At 70.9% G+C, this 23,570-nt stretch carries 24 protein-coding genes; 11 read left to right on the top strand and 13 right to left on the bottom strand.

The genetic code is table 11. The features are described from left to right. The first annotated feature begins 432 nt into the window (after positions 1-432). The gene (locus H504_RS0104625) at positions 433-1,056 is read left to right on the top strand and encodes a hypothetical protein (RefSeq protein WP_051385481.1); all 624 of its coding nucleotides are present in this window, start codon (positions 433-435) and stop codon (positions 1,054-1,056) included. A 2-nt stretch (positions 1,057-1,058) separates the two neighbouring features. Then, complete coding sequence (locus tag H504_RS0104630; protein WP_026421829.1) at positions 1,059-1,700, top strand: SDR family oxidoreductase; 642 nt, start codon at positions 1,059-1,061, stop codon at positions 1,698-1,700. On the opposite strand, the gene H504_RS0104635 is transcribed toward H504_RS0104630, so the two are convergent. After that, a complete protein-coding gene (locus H504_RS0104635) occupies positions 1,688-3,010 on the bottom strand; it encodes a D-arabinono-1,4-lactone oxidase (RefSeq protein ID WP_026421830.1) in 1,323 nt (440 codons plus the stop codon). The two genes, H504_RS0104630 and H504_RS0104635, sit on opposite strands and share 13 nt — an antisense overlap. A 71-nt stretch (positions 3,011-3,081) precedes the next feature. Here H504_RS0104635 and H504_RS0104640 point away from each other — a divergent pair, with 71 nt between their 5' ends. Next, on the top strand, positions 3,082-4,287 hold the full coding sequence (locus H504_RS0104640) for an alanine racemase (RefSeq protein ID WP_026421831.1): 1,206 nt from the start codon (positions 3,082-3,084) through the stop codon (positions 4,285-4,287). 21 nt (positions 4,288-4,308) lie between these two features. Here H504_RS0104640 and H504_RS0104645 read toward each other — a convergent pair whose 3' ends face one another. The 3 genes from H504_RS0104645 to H504_RS0104655 form a co-directional block, all read right to left on the bottom strand. Beyond that, positions 4,309-4,947 carry a TetR family transcriptional regulator gene (locus H504_RS0104645; RefSeq protein ID WP_035303282.1) on the bottom strand — a complete coding sequence of 213 codons (639 nt, stop codon included), beginning with the start codon at positions 4,945-4,947 and terminating at the stop codon, positions 4,309-4,311. A 253-nt stretch (positions 4,948-5,200) separates the two neighbouring features. Next, the gene (locus H504_RS0104650) at positions 5,201-5,551 is read right to left on the bottom strand and encodes a hypothetical protein (protein ID WP_026421833.1); all 351 of its coding nucleotides are present in this window, start codon (positions 5,549-5,551) and stop codon (positions 5,201-5,203) included. Between the two features lie 13 nt (positions 5,552-5,564). Next, positions 5,565-5,909: a hypothetical protein gene (locus H504_RS0104655; RefSeq protein WP_026421834.1), complete on the bottom strand. Its 345-nt coding sequence runs from the start codon at positions 5,907-5,909 to the stop codon at positions 5,565-5,567. A gap of 218 nt (positions 5,910-6,127) precedes the next feature. Between H504_RS0104655 and H504_RS0104660 the strand changes: the two genes are divergently transcribed. From H504_RS0104660 to H504_RS0104670, 3 genes are all read left to right on the top strand, one after another. Further along, the gene (locus tag H504_RS0104660; protein WP_084467374.1) at positions 6,128-7,498 is read left to right on the top strand and encodes an NsdA family TPR-like regulatory protein; all 1,371 of its coding nucleotides are present in this window, start codon (positions 6,128-6,130) and stop codon (positions 7,496-7,498) included. Between the two features lie 38 nt (positions 7,499-7,536). Then, on the top strand, positions 7,537-8,430 hold the full coding sequence (locus H504_RS0104665) for a phosphotransferase family protein (RefSeq protein ID WP_035303283.1): 894 nt from the start codon (positions 7,537-7,539) through the stop codon (positions 8,428-8,430). Between the two features lie 142 nt (positions 8,431-8,572). Next, the gene (locus H504_RS0104670) at positions 8,573-8,851 is read left to right on the top strand and encodes a hypothetical protein (RefSeq protein WP_051385474.1); all 279 of its coding nucleotides are present in this window, start codon (positions 8,573-8,575) and stop codon (positions 8,849-8,851) included. A 261-nt stretch (positions 8,852-9,112) separates the two neighbouring features. On the opposite strand, the gene H504_RS0104675 is transcribed toward H504_RS0104670, so the two are convergent. The 5 genes from H504_RS0104675 to H504_RS0104695 form a co-directional block, all read right to left on the bottom strand. After that, positions 9,113-10,132, bottom strand: coding sequence for a copper resistance D family protein (locus H504_RS0104675; protein ID WP_026421838.1), 1,020 nt, complete (start codon positions 10,130-10,132; stop codon positions 9,113-9,115). Further along, positions 10,129-10,671 (bottom strand): copper resistance CopC family protein, encoded by a 543-nt coding sequence (locus tag H504_RS0104680; RefSeq protein WP_051385475.1) that lies wholly within the window; start codon positions 10,669-10,671, stop codon positions 10,129-10,131. The genes H504_RS0104675 and H504_RS0104680 overlap by 4 nt, the downstream gene beginning before the upstream one ends. 3 nt (positions 10,672-10,674) lie before the next feature. Then, positions 10,675-11,433 (bottom strand): YcnI family copper-binding membrane protein, encoded by a 759-nt coding sequence (locus H504_RS0104685; RefSeq protein WP_026421840.1) that lies wholly within the window; start codon positions 11,431-11,433, stop codon positions 10,675-10,677. Positions 11,434-11,502: 69 nt separating this feature from the next. After that, positions 11,503-12,000, bottom strand: coding sequence for a hypothetical protein (locus H504_RS0104690; protein WP_084467375.1), 498 nt, complete (start codon positions 11,998-12,000; stop codon positions 11,503-11,505). A 1,084-nt stretch (positions 12,001-13,084) separates the two neighbouring features. Then, a complete protein-coding gene (locus H504_RS0104695; protein WP_026421842.1) occupies positions 13,085-13,537 on the bottom strand; it encodes a DUF6474 family protein in 453 nt (150 codons plus the stop codon). Between the two features lie 81 nt (positions 13,538-13,618). Here H504_RS0104695 and H504_RS0104700 point away from each other — a divergent pair, with 81 nt between their 5' ends. The 3 genes from H504_RS0104700 to H504_RS0104710 all read left to right on the top strand — a co-directional run bounded on the left by H504_RS0104700 (position 13,619) and on the right by H504_RS0104710 (position 17,037). Further along, positions 13,619-15,259 (top strand): TM0106 family RecB-like putative nuclease, encoded by a 1,641-nt coding sequence (locus H504_RS0104700; RefSeq protein WP_026421843.1) that lies wholly within the window; start codon positions 13,619-13,621, stop codon positions 15,257-15,259. A 66-nt stretch (positions 15,260-15,325) separates the two neighbouring features. Beyond that, positions 15,326-16,411: an S-(hydroxymethyl)mycothiol dehydrogenase gene (locus tag H504_RS0104705; RefSeq protein ID WP_026421844.1), complete on the top strand. Its 1,086-nt coding sequence runs from the start codon at positions 15,326-15,328 to the stop codon at positions 16,409-16,411. After that, positions 16,411-17,037, top strand: coding sequence for an MBL fold metallo-hydrolase (locus tag H504_RS0104710; RefSeq protein WP_026421845.1), 627 nt, complete (start codon positions 16,411-16,413; stop codon positions 17,035-17,037). The genes H504_RS0104705 and H504_RS0104710 overlap by 1 nt, the downstream gene beginning before the upstream one ends. 21 nt (positions 17,038-17,058) lie before the next feature. Here H504_RS0104710 and H504_RS0104715 read toward each other — a convergent pair whose 3' ends face one another. Together H504_RS0104715 and H504_RS33250 are read right to left on the bottom strand one after the other, a co-directional pair. Then, complete coding sequence (locus H504_RS0104715; RefSeq protein ID WP_026421846.1) at positions 17,059-17,820, bottom strand: SDR family NAD(P)-dependent oxidoreductase; 762 nt, start codon at positions 17,818-17,820, stop codon at positions 17,059-17,061. A gap of 40 nt (positions 17,821-17,860) precedes the next feature. After that, the gene (locus H504_RS33250) at positions 17,861-18,934 is read right to left on the bottom strand and encodes an aldo/keto reductase (protein WP_084467376.1); all 1,074 of its coding nucleotides are present in this window, start codon (positions 18,932-18,934) and stop codon (positions 17,861-17,863) included. A gap of 98 nt (positions 18,935-19,032) precedes the next feature. Between H504_RS33250 and H504_RS0104725 the strand changes: the two genes are divergently transcribed. Both H504_RS0104725 and H504_RS0104730 read left to right on the top strand, forming a co-directional pair. Then, positions 19,033-19,980 (top strand): oxidoreductase, encoded by a 948-nt coding sequence (locus H504_RS0104725; protein ID WP_026421847.1) that lies wholly within the window; start codon positions 19,033-19,035, stop codon positions 19,978-19,980. After that, positions 19,977-20,507, top strand: a complete 531-nt coding sequence (locus H504_RS0104730) for a DUF1697 domain-containing protein (RefSeq protein ID WP_026421848.1) — start codon at positions 19,977-19,979, stop codon at positions 20,505-20,507. Before H504_RS0104725 ends, H504_RS0104730 begins: the two co-directional genes overlap by 4 nt. On the opposite strand, the gene H504_RS0104735 is transcribed toward H504_RS0104730, so the two are convergent. Then, the gene (locus H504_RS0104735; protein ID WP_026421849.1) at positions 20,504-22,252 is read right to left on the bottom strand and encodes a gamma-glutamyltransferase family protein; all 1,749 of its coding nucleotides are present in this window, start codon (positions 22,250-22,252) and stop codon (positions 20,504-20,506) included. The genes H504_RS0104730 and H504_RS0104735 overlap by 4 nt on opposite strands. 415 nt (positions 22,253-22,667) lie before the next feature. Continuing rightward, positions 22,668-23,525 carry a hypothetical protein gene (locus tag H504_RS0104740; protein WP_026421850.1) on the bottom strand — a complete coding sequence of 286 codons (858 nt, stop codon included), beginning with the start codon at positions 23,523-23,525 and terminating at the stop codon, positions 22,668-22,670. Positions 23,526-23,570 lie beyond the last annotated feature (45 nt).

Genomic DNA, 23,570 nt, shown 5'->3' on the forward strand with positions numbered 1-23,570 from the left:
GCGACGAGCGGTACCGCCTGACGGTGGTGGGTCGGCTGATTCCCGGGGTGGCGAATGGCCCATTTCCCACGACGAGGTTCGGGGGTAGTTGGTGGGTTGTTCGCGGGGGGCAGGAAGACGGGGAAATTGATCAGGTGAGCGGCTCGGGAACTGGTGGTGCCCGTGGTGCGTTGGGGACTGTGGGTGAGGGTGCGCGGCGTGCCGTGGGGGGTGGGGGTCACCCGGACGGCCGCACAGTCGGGGTGAAGTCGGGATGTCGGTCGTCGACCGGTTACCGACCGCTCGGCGCCGCCGGTCGCAGCGGAGCGGTTTTGGGGTCTTAAACATCCCTGCCTTGCTGGTACTCAATTGAAGTACCAAATCGAACACGGCGGGGATCGGCACGCGGAGAAGGAGCGGCCGGCGCGCGGTGGTAGCGAAGGGCGGAAGTTCGTGACCGGCATTCCTGGGCGCACAGCGGTAACCGAGAGCCTCAAGGCACTGCCCGCGCAGCTCACCCCGCCGGTCGAGCTTCCCGCCGGGGTGCACGAGCTGGCGGTGGCCGCGGCCGGTGCGCTGGGGTGGTCGGGCACGGTGTTGCCGGAGATGACCCTGCACGGTCGCCGGGTGTGCCTGGTGGTGGACCTGAAGGCCGATGTGCACGCCGAGCGGATCTGCCTGGGCCAGGAGCCGGTGACCGACCGGGCGAGTGTGTCCACCTGGGCCTGGCCGGAGCTGCACGGTCGGGTGCCGGAGCCCGCGGTGCGGATCGTGGGGGCGATCGCGGTGGCCAGGCACTGGCGCACCGGTTTGGCGAACGCGGTCCCGTTCCTGCGCTACGGCGACGCGGCGATGGTGTTGCCGACGTCGGCCGTGTTGACGCACGACTACCTGGCGAACTGCCTGCCCCGCTCCCGCGCGTACGGCGTGGGGATCGTCAGCGCGGAGCCGGACGCGCGGGTGGAGGTCGACCTGCCGGGCCGCCAGGAGCGGGCCTACCCGGAGGTGGACGCCCTGTACCGCTGGGTGAGCGAGCTCGCATATGACCAGATCCTCGACGCGGCAGGCGTCTCCTGAGCATGCGCCTGGTCATCGCCGGGGGGCACGGCAAGATCGCTCTGCTGGTGACCGGGCTTGCCGCCGCCCGCGGTGACACCGTGATCGGTGTGGTGCGCAATCCCGATCACGTGCCGGACATCCGGTCGCACGGCGGTGATGGCGTGCTGCTGGACCTGGAAACCTCGACGCCGGAACAGATCGCGGCCGTGTTCGCAGGCGCGGATGCTGTCGTGTTCGCCGCGGGCGCCGGTCCGGGCAGTGGCTTGCAGCGCAAGGACACCGTGGACCGGGCGGCGGCCGTGCGCACGGCGGAGGCGGCGCAGCTCGCGGAAGTCCCGCGCTACCTGCAGATCAGCGCGATGGGCTTGGACCGGGTGGTCGAGGACGAGGTGTTCAACGCCTACCTGCGGGCCAAGGACGCGGCGGAGCGTGACCTGCGGGCGCGCGATCTCGACTGGACGATCCTGCGGCCGGGCCGGTTGACCGACGATCCGGCCACCGGACGGGTGACCCTCGCGCCGTCCGTGGCGCGCGGCGAGGTTGCCCGCGCCGATGTCGCCGCCGTGGTCCTCGCGCTCCTCGATGAGCCGGGCAGTGTCGGCAAAACCCTGGAACTCGTCGGCGGTGATGTCCCGGTGGCGGCCGCGGTTCAGGCGATCTGACCCAGAACCCGGTCGCAGTAAGGGTTCCGGAACCGGCCACCCGGGTCCACTTCGGACCGGACGCGGCGGAAGTCGTCGAACCTCGGGTACCGCTCGCGCAACGCGTCCGCGTCGAGGGTGTGCATCTTGCCCCAGTGCGGGCGACCGCCGACCGCGCCGACGATCGACTCGAACAGGTCGAAGTACGCGCGGTACGGCATGCCCAGGTACTGGTGGATGGCGAGGTATGCGGAGTCCCGGTCGTATGCGGTGGAGAGCCAGATGTCGTCGCGGGCGGCGACGCGCACTTCGACCGGGAACATCACCGGTTCGGCCAAGCGGGGGACCTGGGCGCGGAGTTCGGTGAGCACATCGCCGAGGGAATCGCGCGGGATCGCGTACTCGGACTCGACAAAACGAACTCGTCTGCTGGTCACGAATACCTTGTGCGACACATCGCTGTACGTGCGCGGTGACAGCACGGCAGCCGAGAGCTTGTTCAGTGGTCGAACCAATGCCGGAATTGCCCTGCCGATCTTGCACAGCGCGCCGAACGCGGCGTTCTCCACGACCTCGTACTCGAAGAATCGGCGCGCGCGGCCGAGTGGTTTCGGCTGTGCCCCGACCGGTAGGCGGTTGTTGCGCTTGGTCAGCGCATTGTGCCCGTAGGGGAACCAGTAGAACTCGAAGTGGTCGTTCTCGGCGCAGTTGGTGTCCAGGTTGGCCAGCACGTCGTCGAGCGGTTCGGGGCGTTCCTCGGCGGCGAGCGCGAACGCGGGTTCGGTGCGCAGGGTGATGGTGCTGATCACGCCGAGCGCGCCGAGGCCGATCCGGGCGGCGGCGAACAGGTCAGGTCGCTCGGTGGCCGAGCAGTGCGCGACCGTGCCGTCGGCCAGCACCAGTTCCAGGGCGCTGACCTGGGTGGCGATGCCGCCGAGCCGGGCGCCGGTGCCGTGCGTTCCGGTGGAGATCGCGCCGGAGACGGTCTGCGCGTCGATGTCGCCGAGGTTGGCCAGCGCCCGGCCGATGCCGTCGAGTGCGGTGTTCACCGCGGCGAGTCCGGTGCCGGAGCGGACGGTGACCTCGCCGGTGGTCTCGTCGGCGGCGACGATCCCGGTCCAGTGGGACAGGTCGAGCGCGATGTCGTGCGCGGCGCCGACGGCGGTGAACGAGTGGCCGCTGCCCCGGGCGCGCACGGTCTGCCCCCGGTCGGCCGCGTCGGTGATCGCCGCGCTGATCTCGTCGACGTCGCGGGGCGCGCGTACCTCGGTGGCGGTCGCGGTCTCGGTCCCGGCCCAGTTGCGCCAGGCGGGTGCGGCTGTCCCTGCCATCGCTGCCTCCATACCGGAACGCTAGGTGAATCTGCTTCACATTTCAAGACCGGATCGCGTACGGTTGACCCGTGTCCAGCACCCGCGACCGCCTCGACGCGGCGACCGAACACCTCGACCCACCGGTCGCCGTGGTCGACCTCGACGCCTTCGACCACAACGCCGCCGACCTGCTCCGCCGCGCCGACGGCCGCCCGATCCGGGTGGCGAGCAAGTCGGTGCGCTGCCGGTACCTGCTGGAACGGGTCCTGCGCCGACCCGGCTTCGCGGGCGTGATGAGCTACGCGTTGCCGGAAGCGCTGTGGTTGACCCGCGCCTGGACCGGGACCGACCTCGCCGACACCGACATCCTGGTCGCCTACCCGACCGTCGACCACTCGGCGCTGCGCGCCCTGGCCGCCGACGACGCGGCCCGCGCCCGGATCGCCATCATGGTCGACTCGGTGGCGCACCTCGACCTGGTCGACGCCGCCCTCGGCGCCGACCACCCGGAACTGCGGGTGTGCCTGGAACTCGACGTCTCCTGGCGCCCGCTCGGCCGACTGCACATCGGCGCCCGCCGGTCACCGGTCTTCACCCCGGGACAAGCGGCGACCCTCGCGGCCGCGATCACCGCCCGACCGGGGTTCCGACTGGTGGGCGTCATGGGTTACGAGGGCCAGATCGCGGGCATGGGTGACGCGCCCGCGGGCAAACCCGTGCTGGGCGCGGCTCTCCAGTGGATGCAGCGGGGCTCCGCGAAGGAGTTGGTGCGACGGCGCGCGGCCGCGGTTCGCGCGGTGAAAGCCGTGTGCCCCTTGGAGTTCGTCAACGGCGGCGGCACCGGCAGCATCGAGGTGACCCGGGCCGACCCGTCGGTCACCGAGATCGCGGCGGGCTCCGGGCTGATCGGTCCCGGCCTGTTCGACGGCTACCGCCGGTTCACCCCCGAACCGGCCGTGCTGTTCGCCCTCCCCGTGGTTCGCCGCCCCACACCGGGAATCGCCACGCTGTTCAGCGGCGGCTACGTCGCGTCCGGACCGGCCAACCGCGACCGGCTCCCGATTCCCCAGTTCCCCCAAGGGTTGCGGCTGCTCACCGTGGAAGGCGCAGGCGAGGTGCAGACCCCGGTGACCGGTGCGGCGGCGGCCGGGCTGCGCGTCGGCGACCGGGTGTGGCTGCGGCACGCCAAGGCGGGCGAGTTGGCCGAGCGCTTCACCGAGTACCACCTGATCGGTGGTGGTGTCGAGGGTCGCGCGGTCCCCACCTATCGCGGTGAGGGACACAGCTTCGGGTAGACCGCGCGGTACCTCTCCCCGTCAGGCCCGTTCGGCTACCTGCCCCACGGCTTTCATCTGGCCGGACAGGTAGCTGCGCACCACCGTCTTCGCCTCGGCGATCACCGTCTCCTCCGGGAACAGCTTGCGCCGGAACGCCAGGTTCAGGATGCCGTCGGCGATCTCGTTGGCCACCGCGACCGGCAACCGGATGTCCTCGAACGGGATGCCGAACCGGTCGGCCAGGAACGAGGCCAGGTTCTCCGCGATCACCGTGTTGTTGTCCCGCTCGCCGTCGATCAGCCGCAGGTCCACCACGTCACCGAACCGGATCCGGCTGAACCCGGGCACCTCGCGGTACATCCGCACGTAGCTGTCGAAGATCAGGTCGGCGCCGTCCCACCAGTGCTCGAGGTGCGCCTCGTCCAGCCTGCCCGCGATCTCGGTCATGAAGTGGTCCAGGTTGCGCTGGGTCAACGCCTGCACGACCGCCCGCTTGTCCGGGAAGAACTGGTAGAGCGACCCGACCGCCACGCCTGCCCGTTCGGCGATGAGTGTGGTGGTCACCCCGTCGTAGCCGAGTTCGTCGACCAACTCCGCACAGGCCTCGAGCATCCTCTGCACCCGCTTGGCGCTGCGCTGCTGCACCGGCTGGCGGCGGAGTGGGGTAGGGCTGGCCACAGCGTCTCCTCCTGATCGCTGACGTACATCTTGCCCGTCCAACGACTGAGGGAGACGCGCGAAATGGCCTGTGCACCACTTCCGGGAACGAGTTTCGCGAACTACCCGCGAGTAGTAAGGGGTTGGAGCCGCGGACCGATACCGGTAGGGGACGCGGAAAGCAACAGCAGCACCGGTCCGCGGAGTACGGGGGTCGGGTCGGCGACCCGGGTTCCGCTCCGTCCGGGGGAACGGCGGAACCCGGGCCGCCCGCTCAACGGGCGCCTGCCAGCCTGCGCGAGCGGCGCGAACCCGGCTCGCTCTTGCCGCGGCGCGGCGTGTGCTGCGGCGCGAGGCCACCGGCGACCAAGTGCTCGTAGGCGGCCCGCCACACCGAGCACGGCGCCTTCTGCTGCCGCCACCGGCTCGAGCACACCGGGCAGTTGCCCTTCTCGTCCGGCTCGTGCGCGGAGAGCATGGACCGCCAACCCTCGGTCAACCGCGGCAGCTCGGAGCGGGCCACCGACAGCAGCGAAGGGGCGTCCGCCCGCTTGGCCAGTTCGGTGAGCATGTCCAACCGCTCCCAGACGGCGCTGCGCAGGACCTGGCCGAGTATCTCGTCCACCTCAACGTCACCGTTACCTTTCCGCCTGTTCGGCGGCTTCGCGGAGGGCGGTGCGCAGTTGGCCGAGTTGGCCGCTGGAGAGCACCGCCGTCTCACCGGGTGGCCCGACCAGGACCACCTTGTTCTTCTCCACGAGCACGGTGAGGCACCGGTCGCGGTTGATCACGTCACCACAGGCCACCCGCCACACCCGGCGCTCGCCCACCGAACCGGGCAACCCGCCGCGGAACAGTTCTCGGTGCGGGTCGACGGGCAGGGCCGGTGGGGAGGCGAGGTCAACGTGGGTCGTCTCGGCGCGCTCGTCCGCCCGCCGGGCGGGGACCGCCACCGGGCTCAAGACCGACCGGAGAAGTTCCACGTTTCTCGGTTTCCCTCCGTGCTCGTACGCTTACCACGAACTACATTGAGGCGTGCGGAACGAGATTGGAGCGTCACAGCGCCGATCGGCGGTGGTTTCACGGTGAGCGGTCACGGAAGTTCGGTCGAGCCGATCAGGTTCGCCGATCCACCCTTCTCGCTGCCTGTGAAGTGCGCTTACTCTGCGGTTGACGCCCGGTTGAGGAGTGAGGGGGCGGAATGAACTCGATCGGATCTTCGGGTTCTCCCATTTCTTCGGACACGTGGGAGGAACCCGAGATGCGGGCCGCGCTCGCCGCGCGGGAGGTCAGTTCCGTGTACCGGCTGCTCCGCCGCACTGGCGTGTCGCAGCGCCAGATCGCGGCGATGACCGGCCAGTCGCAGTCCGAGGTGTCGGAGATCCTCAAGGGACGTCAGGTCATGGCCTACGACGTCCTCGCCAGGATCGCCGACGGGCTGGGTGTCCCTAGGGGATACATGGGTCTCGCCTACGACGAGGTCACCGCGGTTCGGGTGGCGGTGACGCGTGAGGCGTCACAGCCTGAGGAGAGCGAAGAGGTGAAGCGTCGGGAGTTCCTGGCACACGCGGCCGCCGTCACGGTGGGCGCGAACGTGCTGGGCAACAACTCCGGGTCGTGGGTCGCCAACCCCGTCCAAACCCCCGCGCCAGGTCGGATCGGCATCACCGACGTGCGCCAGGTTGAGGCGGCGACCAGGGCGTTGCGGTCGCTGGACTACCAGTACGGCGGGGGTTTCTGCCGCGACGCAGTGGTCGCGCAACTGTCCTGGGGTCAACAGATGCTCGGCGCGTCCGGGCCCGAACACGTCAAGCAGCGCCTGCACGTGGCGCTCGCCGACCTGCACAACCTGGCCGGGTGGACCTCGTTCGACATCGGTCTGACCGACTCGGCCCGCAACCACTTCGGCAAGGCGCTGGAGTTGGCGAAGGCGGGCAAGAGCGAGCCGCTGGTGGCCAACATCCTGTACCGGATGGGCCGGGTCTACCTGCACAAGGAGTCCCCGGACGACGCGCTGAAGATGTTCCAGCTCGGTCAGATCGCCGCCCAGGAATCGGGTTCGGAGTTGGCGGTCGCGGTGATCTGCGCCAACCAGGCCTGGGCGTACGCGCTGATGGGGCACAAGGACCAGACCATGAAGCTGATCGGCCGGACCCGCGACGAGTTCGCCCGCGCCGACCACTCCAAGGCCGAGGACTGGGTGCGGTTCTTCAACGAGACCGACGTGTACGCCATGATCGGCACCGTGCACACGGTGTTGGCGCAGACCAGCGACCCGACGCACACGAAGTTCGCCATCCCGGCGCTGACCAAGGCGATCGACTCCTACGGCGACGACTACGCCCGCAGCCGGGCGTTCAACCTCAGCGCGTTGGCCACCAACCACATGTTGGAGGGCGACATCGACCACGGCGCCAAGGTGGGCCGCACGGCGGTGGAACTGGCCGAGACGTTGAAGTCGTCGCGGGTCCGGGACCGGTTGAAGCCGCTGCTCGACGAGGCGAGCAAGCGGCGCAACAACGCCGACGCGCGTGACCTCGCCGAGCAGATAATCAATCTCAGCGTGGCCTGAGCGCGGCGGCGCGGAGGTCATTGGGGTCGGGGGGACCGATGGCCGCGGCGGGGTTGTTCACCAGGGAGAACCTGGACGCCGTGTTGGACCGGGTGTGCGCCAGGGTCGGGGTCGACCCCGGCGGCGCCCGGCTCCTGCGGTTCACCAACAACGCGGTGTTCCAGCTCGCGGCGGCGCCGGTTGTGGTGCGGATCGTCGGGTCGGTGGCGTTGCGGCACCGGGTGCGCAAGGTGGTACGGGTGGCCCGCTGGTTCGCCGATCACGGGGTGCCCGCGGTCAGGTTGACCGTGGGGATCGAGCAGCCGGTGTTCGTCGGCGCCTACGCGGCCACGGTGTGGGACACGGTCGTCACCAGCGGTGGTACCGCGCCGCGGGCCGCTGATCTCGCCGCGTTGTTGCGCCGGGTGCACGCCCTGCCGTTGCCGGATCTGCCCTCGTGGGACCCGCTCGACGACGTCCGGCGGCGGTTGGGCGAGGCGGAGGGGTTGGCCGTCGACGACGTGTTGTTCCTGCGGTCGCGGTGCGACGAGGTGGCGGCCCGGCTGCTCGACCTGGACTTCCCGCTGCCGCGGGGGCTGGTGCACGGCGACGCCCACCTGGGCAACCTCATCCCGAGCAGCGCGGGCCCGGTGCTCTGCGACTTCGACTCCAGTTGCCTCGGTCCGCCGGAGTGGGACCTGACGCCACTGGCGGTGGGGGTGAGCCGGTTCGGCGAGCCGACCGCGCGGTACCGGGAGTTGGCCGACGGCTACGGCTTCGATGTCACTCGCTGGAGTGGCTTCGCGGTGCTGCGCGAGGTGCGTGAGCTCAAGCTCATCACCAGTGTTCTGCCGATCATGAACAGCAGCCCGCAGGTGCGGCCTGAGCTGCTGAGACGGCTCCGGGACTTCCGCACCGGGGATACCTCGGCCCGGTGGTCGCGTTACCGCTGACGGTGGTTTCCCGCCCGGATGGCGGTATTCGCGCGGGTAACGCGCTGCGCATTGTGAACGACGCCAGGGTCAGCGCGCCCGATCATCCGCATCGGCGCCTGCCCTGCTCACCGTCCGTGTTGGCCGTCCCGCGAGGTTGCCCATGTTCCGGAACCGCCGCCGTGCCCTCGCCTCGGCCCGCGCCCTGGACCAGGCCGTCGACAGCCAACTCGCCGCGGTCGCGAAGCTGCCCGAGGACGCGCGCCGCCGCTCGGCCGACCACCTGGCCGAGCTGGTGCTGCTGGCCCAGGCCTACCGGCACTACGCGCGGGGCTGGATCTCGCACCGGGAGCTGGCGAACCGGGGCCGGTCGGCCACCGCGCGGCTGGCGCACCTGCGCTCGCCGCGGCCCGCGCCCGCGCACCTCACCGAGCAGGACTGACCACTCACCGTTCCCCCGTTCGGCCTACTTCGTCCCACGGCGTCGGTTGCCGGGATCGGCAGGCGGGCGGTGAGCGGCGGCTGCGCCGCGCCGAACGCGATCCACAGCCTGTGGACAACTCGGCCATTTCATCCACAACTGTGCACAACTACCTGTGGACAACTCCGATTACCTGGGGATGTGCGAGAAGATCCGCAGGTCAGGGCGCACGAGTGACCCACAAGACCTGTCCACAGGCGGTGGGGTGTCGCCGATCCCGGGTCAGCCGAGCGGCGCGCGGGTGAGCACCACGGCGAACCCGAAGGCCAAACCCATGATCGAGAGCTCGCAAGCGGCCAGCGCGACCAGCGGCGTGGTCCGGTGCGCGATGATGCCGGGCAGCAGCCGCCAGCGGATGTTCGCGCCCAGGGCGGCGAGCCCGGCCAGGCAGCCGATCTTCATCAGCACGAGGATCCCGTAGCCGGTGCCGAACAGGGCCTGGACCAGCGTGCGGTTGGGGTTGACCAGCAGTTCGACCGCCCCGTTGAAGAAACCCGTCACCGTGACGACCGCCAGGCAGATGGTGGCCAGCCTGGAGAACCGGGGGAGCGCGTGCGCGAGCAGCGTCCGGTTGGCGGCCAGCAGCACGACGACCGCGCCGAGCCCACCGGTCCACGCCGCGGCGGACATGACGTGCAGCTCCATCGAGATCATGGTGATGTCGTGCCAGCGCCAGTTGGTGGCGTGCCCGGTCACCGGCAGCGGCAGCAGCGCGAACAGCGCCACGGCCGCCCGCAGCTCGGCGGGCACCGACTCGCCGACCCGCACCGACCACAGCGCCAGCCCGAAGCTGAGCAGCGCGAACCCGGCGACGAACACCAGCGCCTTGCCCGCGCCGATCGTCCGCACGTACTCCCACACGTCCGCGACCGACACCGTCGACCCGGCCCGCAGCTCCGCCGTCTGCAGCACCAGCGCGACCAGCGCCGCGACCGCCCACACCAGGGCGCTGAGCATGGCGGCCCGGCGGGCCCCCGCCAGCACGGGTTCGGCCAGCTTCGGCCGGTCGAACCCGATGAGCAGGGGCACCAGGCCGAGCCCGACCGTCACCACGGCCGCCATGTCCAGCACCGCGCGCACGACCGGGAGACCGACCCGGACCACCACCGCCGGTTCCGGCAGCCCCGGCACCGGCGCCACCGCGGTGACCGCGAGGCCGACGAGCACACCGGCGATCGCGGACACCACCAGCGCGACCAGCAGCCGGGGGTGGGTCTTGGTGGTGGTCCGGGCCCGGGTCACGGCGAGCTGCCCCCGACGCGCAGGGCCAGGAACATCCCGACCCCGACGAGCACGACGGCGCCCACGATCCACACCCACACCGGGGCACCGCCACCGTCGTCGCCCGAGGACGGCGTGGTCGCGGCCACCTGGTCCGCGGGTGCCGGGGTGCCGGTGCCCGCGGTGGTGAGGGTGAACTTCAGCTCGCCGGACACCGGGTGCCCGTCGGCGGAGAGGATGCGGTAGCCGACGGTGTAGTCACCGACCGGGCCGAGCGGGCGGACGGCGACGGACACGATGTTGCCGTTGACCGAGGTCTTCCCGTTCTGCCACTGCCCCTTGCCGTCCGGCCCGACGACGACGATCGAGTTGAGGTTCTCCCCGATCTGCACCGGCTGGTCGAAGGTCAGTTCCACGGTGGCCGGACCGGCGCCCAGCGACGCCTTGTCGGCGGGCGTGCTGGACACGAGTTGGTTGTGCGCCAGCGCCGGTCCGGCCAATCCGACCAGGGCGAACAGGGTGACCACGAGCGCCGCGGTGGCACGGCCGAGTGCGCGCATCGGCTACTGCCCGGCCTTCGCGACCGCCCGCCGCGCCCGCAGCGTGGCGCCGACACCGAAGCCCAGCCCCAACGCGCCGACCACCAGGCCCGCGGCGCCGAGCCACCGGGCCGTCGTGTCACTCGACTTGGTCTCGGCGGCCTCGGTGTGCGTGTCGGTCGTGTTCGCGGTGTTGGCGGGCGCCATCGACCCGTGGTCGTCGCCCGACCCGCCCTTGGTCAGTTGGATCACTGGCGCCGGGTGCTCCGGCTCCTCGGCCCCCGCCGCGGGCGGCGGCGCGTCCCAGTTGACCACCTTGCCGTTGTCGTAAGTCTGGATCGCGGGCATCACCAGTTGGTCGGCGTCGGGCAGCGCCCCCCCGGACACCTCGAACTCGGCGAACTCGTTCGGCGCGATCCGGGTGCCCGCGGCCGCGGTCCAGGTGACGGTGCTGACCGCCTCGGTGACCTGGGTGCCGTTGGCGCTGACCGGTTTCGCCAGCTTCGCCTTGGTGACGACCGCGGTCCACCCGGCCATCGGCTTGGTCCGCAGCGACGGGATGGGGGTGTCCTGCGGGAAGTGCACCTCGAGCTTGACGGTGCCCGCCGTGTTGTCCTCGTTCGGCACCCGGAAGGTGATCTTGGTGTAGCCGCCCTGCGCGGCCGTCTCGCCGATCACCTTCGCCGTCACGTGCGCCGAGGCGATTCCCGACCCGAGCAGCACGACGGTCCCGGCCGTGGCGAGGAGAACCCCCGCCCGCGCGGCAAAACGATAAGTCGACATAGCGATGTATCTCCTGAAGATTTGATGGACGAGCCGCTTGGAACCGGCTCGTAGTGGGTGCGGGGAACTTCAGGAGAAAACCGGCGGCCCGCGCCTACCGCACACCACTCGTAAGACGATCGCGAGCAGGTGGTTCGCCGGTGTGCTGATCGACCCTGTCGCGGCCTCGGCGCTGCTCGGCGCGAGACTCACCGTCAACGCGCGTACCAGCCCCGCCACCGCACCCGCGATCACGGTCAACGCCGTAGTCGCCGCGGTCAACAGGAACGCCGTGACAACAGTGGCCGCGGCGTGCGTCGCCAACATCAGCCCACCGTCAACGGCATGACTGTGTTCGTGCCCGAGGTGTGGTGCCGCGACATCGGTCAGCAACACGTGCAACCCGACCTGGCTGACCCCCAACAACCCCAACGTCGCGACCAACCCACCCCGCCGGTCCGCCAAGGCCGTCCCAGCCCACGCCACCAACCCGACCAGCACCACCGTGACCGCCGTATCCGGCAGCCCACCCCCAGCCATCCCGTGCGCCGAGATCGCCAACGCCCCACTCGCCCCACCCAGGAGCACACCACGCACCACACGCGACACGCGTGGCTGGCTCACTCGACCGGGGGGCACAACCCCACAGCGTATTCGCCCCTGTCCAGCACCCTCTACGTGGCACTTTCCCCCCACCCATCACCCCGGCCCGGCAGTCACCCCACCCACTCGCCTCTCCGCCACATCCCCAAGCCCCCGTTGCCCACCAAACATCCCCACCCGCGCGCAGCCCCCAATCAGATCGCTGCAACCACTACCGAACAACCTCCCACCCACGACCCCCACCAAGCCCACACCCCCACCCTCCCAATCACCCCATCCAGCTATTGACACCCACCGGCCCAGGGCACACCCCCCAACCCGGCCCCCACCCTCTCCGGGGGGCGTCCCCGATGCCAGTCTACCGGCCTGGAGCAGCGAGCGACCACGAACCAGCTCGCCTGTGGACAAGCTGGCTCATTGTGGACAACTGGTGCGAGTAGACCCGTCCAAACGGACCCCGGAATCAAATCCAGTACGACCAGTACCCCATCCAGCTATTGACAACCGCAGGCCTGGGGCACACCCTCCAACCCGGCCCCCGCCCTCTCCGGGGGGCGACCCCGGTGCCAGTCTACCGGCTTGGCAAGGTCAAGAACTGCGAGCCTGCTCGCCTGTGGACAAGTCGCCATGCTGTGGATAACCAACCCGAACAGACCTGCCGGAACGGCCCCTGGAATCACAAGCCACTACGACCAGTACCCCATTCAGCGATTGACAACCGCAGGCCTGGGGCACACCCTCCAACCCGGCCCCCGCCCTCTCCGGGGGGCGACCCCGGTGCCAGTCTACCGGCTTGGCAAGGTCAAGAGCGGCAAGCCCGCTCACCTGTGGACAAGCCAGCACGCTGTGGACAACCAACCCGAACAGACCAACCTGAACGGACGCCCGAGAAAGGCCAGGAGCGGTCAGCGCCCGGTCCGGCAAAGCAGGCTCGAAACCACAAGGCCGGTGCCGGTCAGATCGTGACCCCAAGCAGGGAGAAACGGCCCTCTCAGGCGATCCCGATGCGTCCCACCGCGCCAAGTGCGGAATCGTCAGCGCAGGCTAACCAGACCCACAGGCCCCGGATTCACAGCCCCAACGCGCTCAGCAGCCGGTCCTCAACGCGGTCCAGCTCAGACCCAATGGCCCGATGCGCGGCCCGACGTCGGGCTGTGGGCATCCGTTCGGCCGCGCGGACCGCAGCGGCCAGTTGGCGGAGTTTGTGGTCGGCTTCTTCCGCGAAGGCGTGGTCGTCCGCGGTGGCGCCTGTTTTGGTGCGGAGTTCGGTGATGCCGGTGGCCGCTCCGGCGATGCGGGCGTGCAGGGCGCCGCCGCGGCCGGTGTAGGTGCCGAGGTCGTCGGGGGAGACGCCGAGTTTGCGGGCTTTGTGCCGGTCCCAGCGTTCGCGGAGGGCGGCGGCGGTGTGCAGGACGTAGGGGGTGACGACCGGGAGGACCGCGGGGGCGATGACCTTGGCGACGGCGATCGCGTTTTTGGCCTTGGCGGGGGTGAGCCGCGGTCCCGGGTTCTTCGGTGCCATGTGCTGAACCTACTTGGCGTGATCGCCGGGGGCACGCCGGCACCGGATCAGCGCCGGGTTGGGGCAACTAAGCTGCGGTGTGTGACTACTACGGTGCTCCTCGACGCCGGCGTGGTGAGCCGCTGCAGGCGTCGTGTGCACCTCGAGCACGACCCGGCGATGCGTGACGCGCAGCGGTCGGCACCCGATCCGACGGCCGAGCTGCGGAAGGCCGATGCGACCAGGCATCGGCGGGTGACCGCGGACGGGTTGGCGGCCCGGTTCGGCGGTCGGTGGGTTGAGGTGTCCGGCGGTCCGGAGTCGCGGGCGTCGGACCGGGAGGCGGCGACCGCGGCCGCGTTGACCGAGGGCCACGACTTCATCTGGGGTGCCACTCTTCCGCGTGACCCCCGTTCGGGTCGCCGCGGCACTATTGACCTGTTGGTCCGCAGCGGCGCCGGTTACGTCCCGGTGTTGGTCGTCCGGCACAAGGTCACCGACCCGGGCACCGGCGCGCGCACTTCCCCGCTGGCGGAGCTGGATCACGTGGGTGGTCGCCCCGACTCGGCCCGCAAGGTCCGGCCGCAGCCCCGGGATCAGCTCCGGCTGGCGCACACCCGCCGCCTGCTGCAGGCCGCCGGGTTCGCCGACGAGCGCTCCGCCTTCGCCGGGGTCATCGGCATGGACGGCGACGCCGTGGTGTGGCACGACCTGCAGGCCCCGACCTGGCCCGGTGGCCGCACGGCGCTGGCCGAGTACGACTCCCGCTTCGCCGACCGGATCGCGGTGGCCACCGCCGCCGCGACGGGGACGCCCGCGTTGGCCGAGCCGTCCCGCATCGTCGAGTGCCGTAGTTGCCCGTGGTGGCCGGTGTGCGAGGACGCCTTGGTCAAGACGCGTGACGTGAGCTTGGTCGTGCGCGGTGAGGACGCGGGGATGTTGCGCTCCGCCGGGGTCACCTCGGTCGACGCGCTCGCGGGCATCGACCCGTACGACACCGACGTCCCCTTGGTCGGCATGCCGGTCGCGGACGCCGTCGGCCTTGCTCGTGCGTGGCTCGCCGATCTCACAGTGGTCCGCCGCACGCAGACCATCGATGTGCCGCGCGCCGACGTCGAGGTTGATGTGGACATGGAGAGCTTCGGCGACGCCGGTGCCTACCTGTGGGGCGTCCTCCTCTCCGGTGCCGACATCGGCGAGCCCCGGGGTTACCGCGCGTTCGTCAGTTGGGAGCCGTTGCCCACCGACGACGAGGCCCGTTCGTTCGCGGAGTTCTGGCGGTGGTTGACCGGTGCCCGTAAGGCCGCCGCCGATCGCGGTCTGACCTTCCGCGCCTACTGCTACAACGAGCTGGCCGAGAACCGGTGGTTGTTGGCGTCGGCGAAGCGGTTCGCCGGGTTCCCCGGGGTTCCGCGCAAGCGGGAGATCACCCAGTTCATCGAGTCGGACGAGTGGTTCGACCTGTTCGGCAGCGTCCGCGAGCACTTCCTCTGCTCGCAGGGCAAGGGCCTCAAGACGATCGCCCCGGTGGCCGGGTTCGCCTGGCGGGACCCGGAGGCGGGCGGCGAGAACTCGATGCGCTGGTACCGGGACGCGGTCGGCCTCGACGGGGACGAGCCGGTGTTGCCGCAGCGGACCCGGTTGCTGGAGTACAACGAGGACGACGTGCGCGCCACGGCGGCGTTGCGGGCGTGGATGACCTCGCCCGCGGTGCACGACATCCCGTACGTCGGCGACATCTGATCACTCGCACCGCCCCGGCGACTCGCCTACGGTGGCATCCGTACCCGAGTGGATGAGGAGTCGCGCATGCCGCAGCAGGTTCGGGGTGTTGTCGCCCGTGGCAAGGGCAGGCCCGTCGGTGTCGAGACGATCGTGGTGCCCGATCCGGGTCCCGGTGAGGCTGTCGTCAAGATCCAGACGTGCGGGGTGTGCCACACCGACCTGCACTACCGCGAGGGCGGGATCAACGACGAGTTCCCGTTCCTGCTCGGGCACGAGGCGGCCGGCGTCGTCGAGTCGGTCGGCGAGGGGGTGACCGATGTGGCGCCGGGGGATTTCGTGATCCTCAACTGGCGCGCGGTGTGCGGGAAGTGCCGGGCCTGCCTGAAGGGCAAGCCGTGGTACTGCTTCAGCACCCACAACGCCACCCAGCCGATGACGCTGGAGGACGGCACGAAGCTGTCGCCCGCACTGGGGATCGGCGCCTTCGCCGAGAAGACCCTGGTCCACAGTGGACAGTGTACGAAGGTCGACCCCTCGGTCTCGCCCGCGGCCGCGGGCCTGCTCGGCTGCGGTGTCATGGCCGGCATCGGCGCCGCGGTGAACACCGGCGCGGTGACCCGGGGCGACAGCGTCGCGGTGATCGGCTGCGGCGGGGTCGGTGACGCGGCGATCGCGGGCGCGAAGCTGGCGGGCGCGACGACGATCATCGCGGTCGACGTGGACGACCGGAAACTGCAGTGGGCCAAGGGGATCGGCGCCACGCACACCGTCAACGCCAAGTCCGGCGACCCGGTCACGGCCATCCAGGACCTGACCGGCGGCTTCGGCGCGGACGTGGTGATCGACGCGGTCGGCCGCCCGGAGACCTGGAAGCAGGCGTTCTACGCGCGCGACCTGGCCGGGACCGTGGTGCTGGTCGGCGTGCCGACCCCGGACATGCGCATCGAGATGCCGCTGATCGACTTCTTCGCCCGGGGCGGCGCGCTGAAGTCCAGTTGGTACGGCGACTGCCTGCCCTCCCGCGACTTCCCGTACCTGGTGGACCTCTACCAGCAGGGCAGGCTCGACCTGGACGCCTTCGTGTCCGAGCGGATCGCGCTGGACCAGGTGGAGGAAGCGTTCGAGCGGATGCACCGCGGTGACGTGCTGCGTTCGGTGGTGGTCTTCTGATGTCGCACCGGGTCGACCACGTGGTGACGTCCGGGACGTTCAGCCTGGACGGCGGCACCTGGGACGTCGACAACAACGTGTGGATCGTCGGGGACGACAGCGAGGTCGTGGTCATCGACGCCGCGCACGACCCGGACGAGATCCTGGCCGCCGTGGCCGACCGGCGGGTCGTCGCGATCATCTGCACCCACGCGCACGACGACCACATCAACGCCGCGGCCGACCTCGCGACGGCCACCGACGCCCTGGTGTACCTGCACCCCGCCGACGACGCGCTGTGGCGGATGACCTACCCGGACGCCGACTTCGAACCGCTGCACGACGGCCAGCAATTCGAGGTCGGCGGCGTCTTCCTGCAGGTCCTGCACACGCCGGGCCACGCGCCCGGCGCGGTCTGCCTGTACGCGCCCCAACTCGACGCGGTGTTCAGCGGCGACACGCTGTTCGCGGGTGGTCCCGGCGCCACCGGTCGGTCGTTCAGCGACTTCCCGACGATCATCGACTCGATCTCGGAGCGGCTGCTGACCCTGCCCGCGTCGACCAAGGTGCACACCGGCCACGGCGACTCGACCACGATCGGCGCCGAGGCCCCGCACCTGGACGAGTGGCTGGCCCGGGGGCACTGACCGCGGGCGGGGCCGATTGGTCTAGCGGGGCGCCATCCGCAGCGCGCCGTCCATCCGGATGACCTCGCCGTTGAGGTAGTCGTGGTCGATCAGGGTGAGCGCCAGCGACGCGTAGTCCTCCGGCGTGCCCAGCCGCTTCGGGAACGGGACGCCCTCGGCCAGCGCGGTCCGGAACTCCTCGCTGACCGTCGCCAGCATCGGGGTGTCGACGATCCCGGGCGCGATGGTCACCACCCGGATGCCGGAACCGGCCAGGTCGCGGGCGGCCGGGAGGGTCAGGCCGACGATGCCGCCCTTGGACGCCGAGTAGGCCGCCTGCCCGATCTGGCCGTCGAAGGCGGCGATGGACGCGGTGTTGATGATCACGCCGCGCTGCCCCTCGTCGTCCACCGGCGAGGTCTTGGCGATCTCCGCCGCGGCCAGCGTGACCACGTTGAACGTTCCGATCAGGTTGATCTCGACGACCTTGCGGAACAACCCCAGGTCGTGCGGGCCGCGCTTGGACAAGATCCGCGCCGAGGGCCCGATGCCCGCGCAGTTCACCACGATCCGCAGCGGGTTGGGCCCGGCGGCGGCGGTGGAGACGGCGGCCGCGACCTGGTCGGGCTCGGTGACGTCGGCGGCGAGGTAGCTGACGCCGGGGACGGCCGGGGCGTTCTCGATGGCCGCGGGCAGGTCGATGGCGAAGACCGCGGCGCCGGACCCGGCGATGGCCTTGGCCGTGGCGGCGCCCAGACCGGAGGCGCCTCCGGTGACGATGGCGGCGGTGCCGTCGATCTGCATCTGCGTTCCTCTCGCCGACTGCGGTGTCCCGCGGCAGAGGTTAACGCCCGTTCAGCGGCGGCCCCACTCCGACGGCAGCGCTGTGTCCGGCAGCACTCGGCCCGGCAGCACTGTGCCCGGTCGCACTGGTTCCGGCAGCACCGGGTCCGACCGCGCTGGGCCGGACCCGGCAGATCCCGTCGATGGCGACCAGGTCGTCGGCGGTGGGCCGCCAGTTCGCGGCGGCGGCGTTCGCGGTGACCTGGTCGGCGCTCGTGGCGCCCGCGATGACCGAGCCGACCACCGGTTGGGCGGCCAGCCAGCCGATGGCCAGCGTGGTCATGCTGATGTCGCGTTCCCCGGCGAACGCGCGGAGTTTCTCGATCCGGTCCCACGGCGCGTCGGCGAGCAGGCGTTGGCGACCCGCGAGGCGGCTGCCGTCCGGCGGCGCCTCGCCGCGGGCGTACTTGCCGGTCAGCAGGCCGTTGGCCAGCGGGAAGTACGGCAGCAGGTGCACCGAGAACCGGGTGCAGGCGGGGATGAACTCGCGTTCGGCGTCCCGCTCCAGCAGCGAGTACTGGTTCTGCGCGGACACGACCGGGCCGACGTGCTCGGTGCGGGCGGTCCAGCAGACGTCGGCGATCTGCCAGGCGGCCAGGTTGCACACCCCGGCGTACCGGATCAGCCCGTCGCGGACCAGGTCGTCGAGCGCGGAGAGGGTTTCCTCGATCGGGGTGCCCGGGTCGGGCCGGTGCAGTTGGTACAGGTCGATCCAGTCGGTGCCCAGCCTGCGCAGCGAGGTCTCGGCGGCCCGCCGGACGTACCGGCGGGAGCCGCGGGCACCGAAGTCGGGACCGTTGACGCCCTGCATGTCCAGGCCGAACTTGGTGGCGACGACGGCCTTGTCCCGCCGTCCGACCAGGGCCTGGCCGAGCAGTTCCTCGCTGCGGCCGCGCGGCGCCCCGTACACGTCGGCGACGTCGAACAGGGTCACGCCCGCGTCCAGCGCGGCGGACACCAGGTCGCGGGAGCCCGCCAGCGACTCGGCGGCCGTGCCCGGTCGGCCCAGGTTGTTGCAACCCAGCCCGACGGCGCTGACCACCAGTCCGGACTCGCCGAGGTGACGCAACTCCACCCGCTGACCATAAGGCGGGGGAAGCAGGCTGAGCCAGACATCGGACGCAACCCGGGCCAAGCCCTGTGTGGGTGAACGCGGTAGGGCAGGCTATGCCCATGAGCACGACACCTGCTGGTGACCCGGGGGTCCCGTCCCCCGGTTGGACCGGCGCCGACATCCCCGACCTCGGCGGCCGGACCTTCATCGTGACCGGCGGCAACAGCGGTCTCGGCTTCGAGACCTGCCGCGCGCTGGCGGGCCGGGGCGCCCGCGTCGTCCTGGCGGCCCGCGACCCGGAGAAGGGGCGCGCCGCCGTCGAGCGCATCCAGGCCGAGCACCCGGACGCCCTGGTGGAGGCCCGGGTGCTGGACCTGGCCGACCTGGACAGCGTCGAGGTGTTCGCCGCGGGCATCCAGCAGGTGGACGTCCTGATCAACAACGCGGGCGTGATGATGCCGCCGCGCACGACCAGCGCACAGGGGTACGAGCTGCAGTTCGCCGTCAACCACCTCGGGCACTTCGCGTTGACCGCCCGGCTGCTGGACGTGCTGGTCGCCGGGGCCGACCCGCGGGTGGTGACGGTGACGTCGTTCCTGCACCACCGCGGCCGCATCCACTTCGACGACCTGCACGGCGAGCACAAGTACTCGCGCAGCGGCTACTACACCCAGTCCAAGTTGGCCAACGTCGTGTTCGGCCTGGAGCTGCACCGGCGGCTGCGGCTCGCGGGCACCGAGCTGACCAGCGTGCTGGCGCACCCCGGGTACTCGGCCACCAACCTGCAGTCGTCCGGCCCGAGCGGTGTGATGAAGCTGGCGCTCAAGGTGACCACCCGGTTCGCCGCGCAGGACGCCGCGATGGGCGCGCTGCCGCAGCTCTACGCCGCCGTGTCGCAGGACGTGGAGGGTGGCCAGTTGATCGGGCCGAACGGGCGCAAGGAGCAGAAGGGCTACCCGACCGTGGTCCAGCCGCTGGAGGCCGCCCGGGATCGCGAACTGGCGAAGCGGCTGTGGGACACCAGCGAGGAGCTGACCGGCCTGGACTTCGGGCTGGCCGCGCGGTGACCGCCTACATCGCACTGCTGCGCGGGGTGAACGTCGGTGGCCGGGCGAAGATCGCGATGGCCGACCTGCGGGCGGTGCTGACCAACCTCGGCTACACCGATGTGCGGACCCTCCTGCAGAGCGGCAACGCGGTGTTCGACGCGACCGGCGACGAGGCCGAGGTGGAGCAGGCGGTCGAGGCGGCCCTCGCCGGTGAGCTCGGGCTGACCACCCGCTGCCTGATCCGCACCGGCGCCCAGGTCCGGGCCGTGATCGAGGCGAACCCGCTGGCCGGGCTGAACGACGACGGCTCGAAGATGGTCGCCGGTTTCCTCTCCGAGATGCCGGGCGCCGAGGCCGCCGCCGCGTTCGACCCGGTCGCCCTGGACCCGGACAACGTCCGCGTCGGCGACCGGGTCGTCTACCAGTGGTGCCCGGACGGCATCAGCAACGCCCCGACCGTGGGGGTGTTCGTCGAGCGCAAGTGGAAGGTCGTCCTGACCGGGCGGAACTGGAACACCGTCACCAAACTCGCCGCCATGGCCTAACGGCCTGCCGCGTACCCCTGCATCCCGCGCGGGTTGGCCGCCGCCCGCAGCAGGCCCTCTTGATCACGCGACACCGCGGACAACCTGCCCAGCGACCACGGCTCGGCGTCGACCACCTGGTGTCCCCTGGCCCGCAACTCGTCGGACACACCGAGCCGGGACTCCACCTGAGCCCGCCCCGGGATCGACCCGCGCGGGTAGAAGGAACTGGGCACCGCGTCGGAGTGCCACGCGGGGGAGTCGATGGCGGCCTGCAGGTTCAGGCCGCCCACCGTGTGCGCCAGCCAGAAGCACAGTTGCCACTGGTCCTGCCCGTCGCCGCCGGGGGTCCCGAAAGCCAGCGCGGGGACGCCGTCGCGCAGGGCGAGGCTGGGGCTGAGCGTGATCCGCGGCCGTTTCCCCGGTGCCACCGTGTTCGGCAACCCTTCCTCCAACCAGAACATCTGCGCGCGGGTGCCCAAGCAGAACCCGAGACCGGGGATGGTCGGCGACGACTGCAACCAGCCACCGGACGGGGTCGCCGAGACCAGGTTCCCCCAGCGGTCGACGACGTCGATGTGCACTGTGTCGCCCCGGGTGGTCCCGTCCGGGCGCACCGTGGGCTCGCCGATCGCGCCCGACACCGGGGCGTCCAGCGGCGCCGCGCTGAGGAAGGCGGGCAGGCGCGGGGTTCGACCGTCGGGGGAGCCGGGGCGCAGGTCGAAGGAGGCGGTGTCGGTGATCAGGGCCGCGCGGTCGGCGGCGTAGCCGCGCGAGAGCAGGGCCTCCAGCGGGACGTCGGTGTCCCCGTACCAGGCTTCGCGGTCGGCGAACGCCAGCTTGGTCGCCTCCAGCGCCAGGTGCACCGTGTCGGCCGTCGCCACTCCGTCCACATAGGACAGGTCGAGTCGTTCCAGCAGCCGCAGTTGCTGCAGCAGCACCGGGCCCTGGGTCCAGCCGCCGCACTTGGCCAGCGTCCACTCGCCGAAGTCGGCGGTGACGGCCCGCTCGTAGCCCGCGGACCAGTCGGCCACGTCTTGGCCGGTCAACACCCCCGCGTGGTCTCGACCGGAGTCGTCCCGGAACGCCAACCGGCAGAACCGATCGATCTCCTCCGCCACGAAACCCTGTGACCACGCCCGCCGGGCCGCGTCGATCTCGGCCTCCCGGCTGGGGCCGACCGCAGCGGCCAGCAGCCGCTCCCACGTGTCGGCCAGCCGCGGGTTCGCGAACCGGGCCCCGGTGGCGCCGAACCACAGTTCACCCGAGCTCGGCCAGTGCTCGGTGAACAGCTCACGCACCGTGTTCACCACCGCCGTCACCCGCTCCAGCAGCGGGAACCCGTTCCGCGCGTACCCGATGGCGTAGGACAGCACGTCGGCCAACCGCTTCGTGCCGTGGTCGCGGAGCAGGGTCAACCAGCCGTCCCACGCCCCCGGCACCGTGGCGGCGAGCAGGCCACTTCCCGGAACCAGGTCCAAGCCGAGGTCGCGGTAGCGCGCCGGGGTCGCCGCGCGTGGCGCGACACCCTGCCCGCACAAGACCCTTGGCGTGGGATCACCCGCCGTGGTGAACACCGCCGGTACCTCGCCGCCCGGCCCGTTCAGGTGCGGCTCGACCACCTGCAGGACAAACCCGGCCGCCACCACCGCGTCAAACGCGTTGCCGCCGTCCTCCAACACCGCCATCCCAGCCGCCGAGGCGAGCCAGTGGGTGGACGCGACCATGCCGAACGTGCCGACCAACTCAGGCCTCGTGGTGAACATGCGATCAACCTACCGCCGGGGCATTCGAACACTTGTGCACACTGTGGATAACTCCTGTGGATAACTTTGCGCGCAACTCGGCGCCCACCACCCGAGAAATCGGCTCTGAGCTGGGGATTCACCCTGTTCGGGTGGTGCCCGTGACCCCTCATGACTCCCCGCAGTTATCCACAGGTGGGGACAGTGACGACCGCTCCAGCCCCCTTCTCTGTTCACCCATCCCAGCGACAAAAGTTATCCACAGGAGAACCCCTCCACACCCTGTTTCAAGATCTTTCGTCCGACCCCACGGGTAGACTGGCATCGAGGGCTGCCCCCGGGAAGGGTGGGGGCCGCCCTGGGGGTGGTGGGGGTGGCTGGCAAGCGGTTTGGGGTGGGTTCGCCGGATCGTGTGAGGGAGGGGTGGGGGCTGGGTTTACCACGCCTGGGAGTGGGAGTGTGGTGCGGCGAGGCTGGAGTGCTTTTCGCCGACGCTCTTGCCGATGAGGAAGGCTGTCAGCGCGACTCCGGCCAGCACCACGATGGCCAGGATGATCACCAGGACGGTCTTGCCCCGACCGCTCTTGTTGTTGGCCGCGAACACGTCCTGGCCCTGGTGCCACGCGTGGCTCAGGTCCGGGACCTCGTCACCGGCCCACCACGGCGGCGAGCTCTCCACGGGTCGCTGTCGCTGGGTCCACTGCGGTTGCGGCTGCTGCTGTTGCAGCGGTACCGGCTGTGGCTGTGCGACCTGCTGCTGGGGCAGCGGCGGCGGGATGTTCGTGGTGACGGTGCGCATCTCGCTGCTCGACACGACCTGGGTGCGGTCGGCCTGTTGCTCCGGGTTGCGCACGACCTGCGTGCGGTCCGGCTGCGCCTCTTCCCGCCGCACCGTCTGCGTCCGGTCGCTGTTGGGCAGTCCGGGCGGGGGTGGGGTGTCGTCGGTGATCGGCGGGATGATGTTGGTCTGCTCGACCGCGGGGGTGTCGTCCTGCCATTTGAACGCGGGCGGGAACGGGCCGTCGACGGACTCCGGCGTGCCCGGGGTCACCGGCGCCGAGGAGATCGGCTGCGCGGGGGCGGGTGGCGGGGTGGTCGGCGCGGGCGGCAGTGGGAGCTGGGTGATCGGTTCGGCGGCGGGTGGGGTGGGTACGACCGGCAGGCTGGGCAGCCCGGTGTCACCGGATGCGGCCTTGGCGAGAACGGCGTCGCGCCGCACGCGGTAGTCGTCGGAGGACAGGCGCCCCGCGGCCAGGTCGGCGTCCAACTGCCTTAACTCTTCTTGCCACGTCATCGCCGAGCCCCTCACCCCAATCACAGGTCGCGCACAAGTGTGCGC

Source organism: Actinokineospora inagensis DSM 44258, from assembly GCF_000482865.1.
Classification (GTDB): Bacteria; Actinomycetota; Actinomycetes; order Mycobacteriales; family Pseudonocardiaceae; genus Actinokineospora; species Actinokineospora inagensis.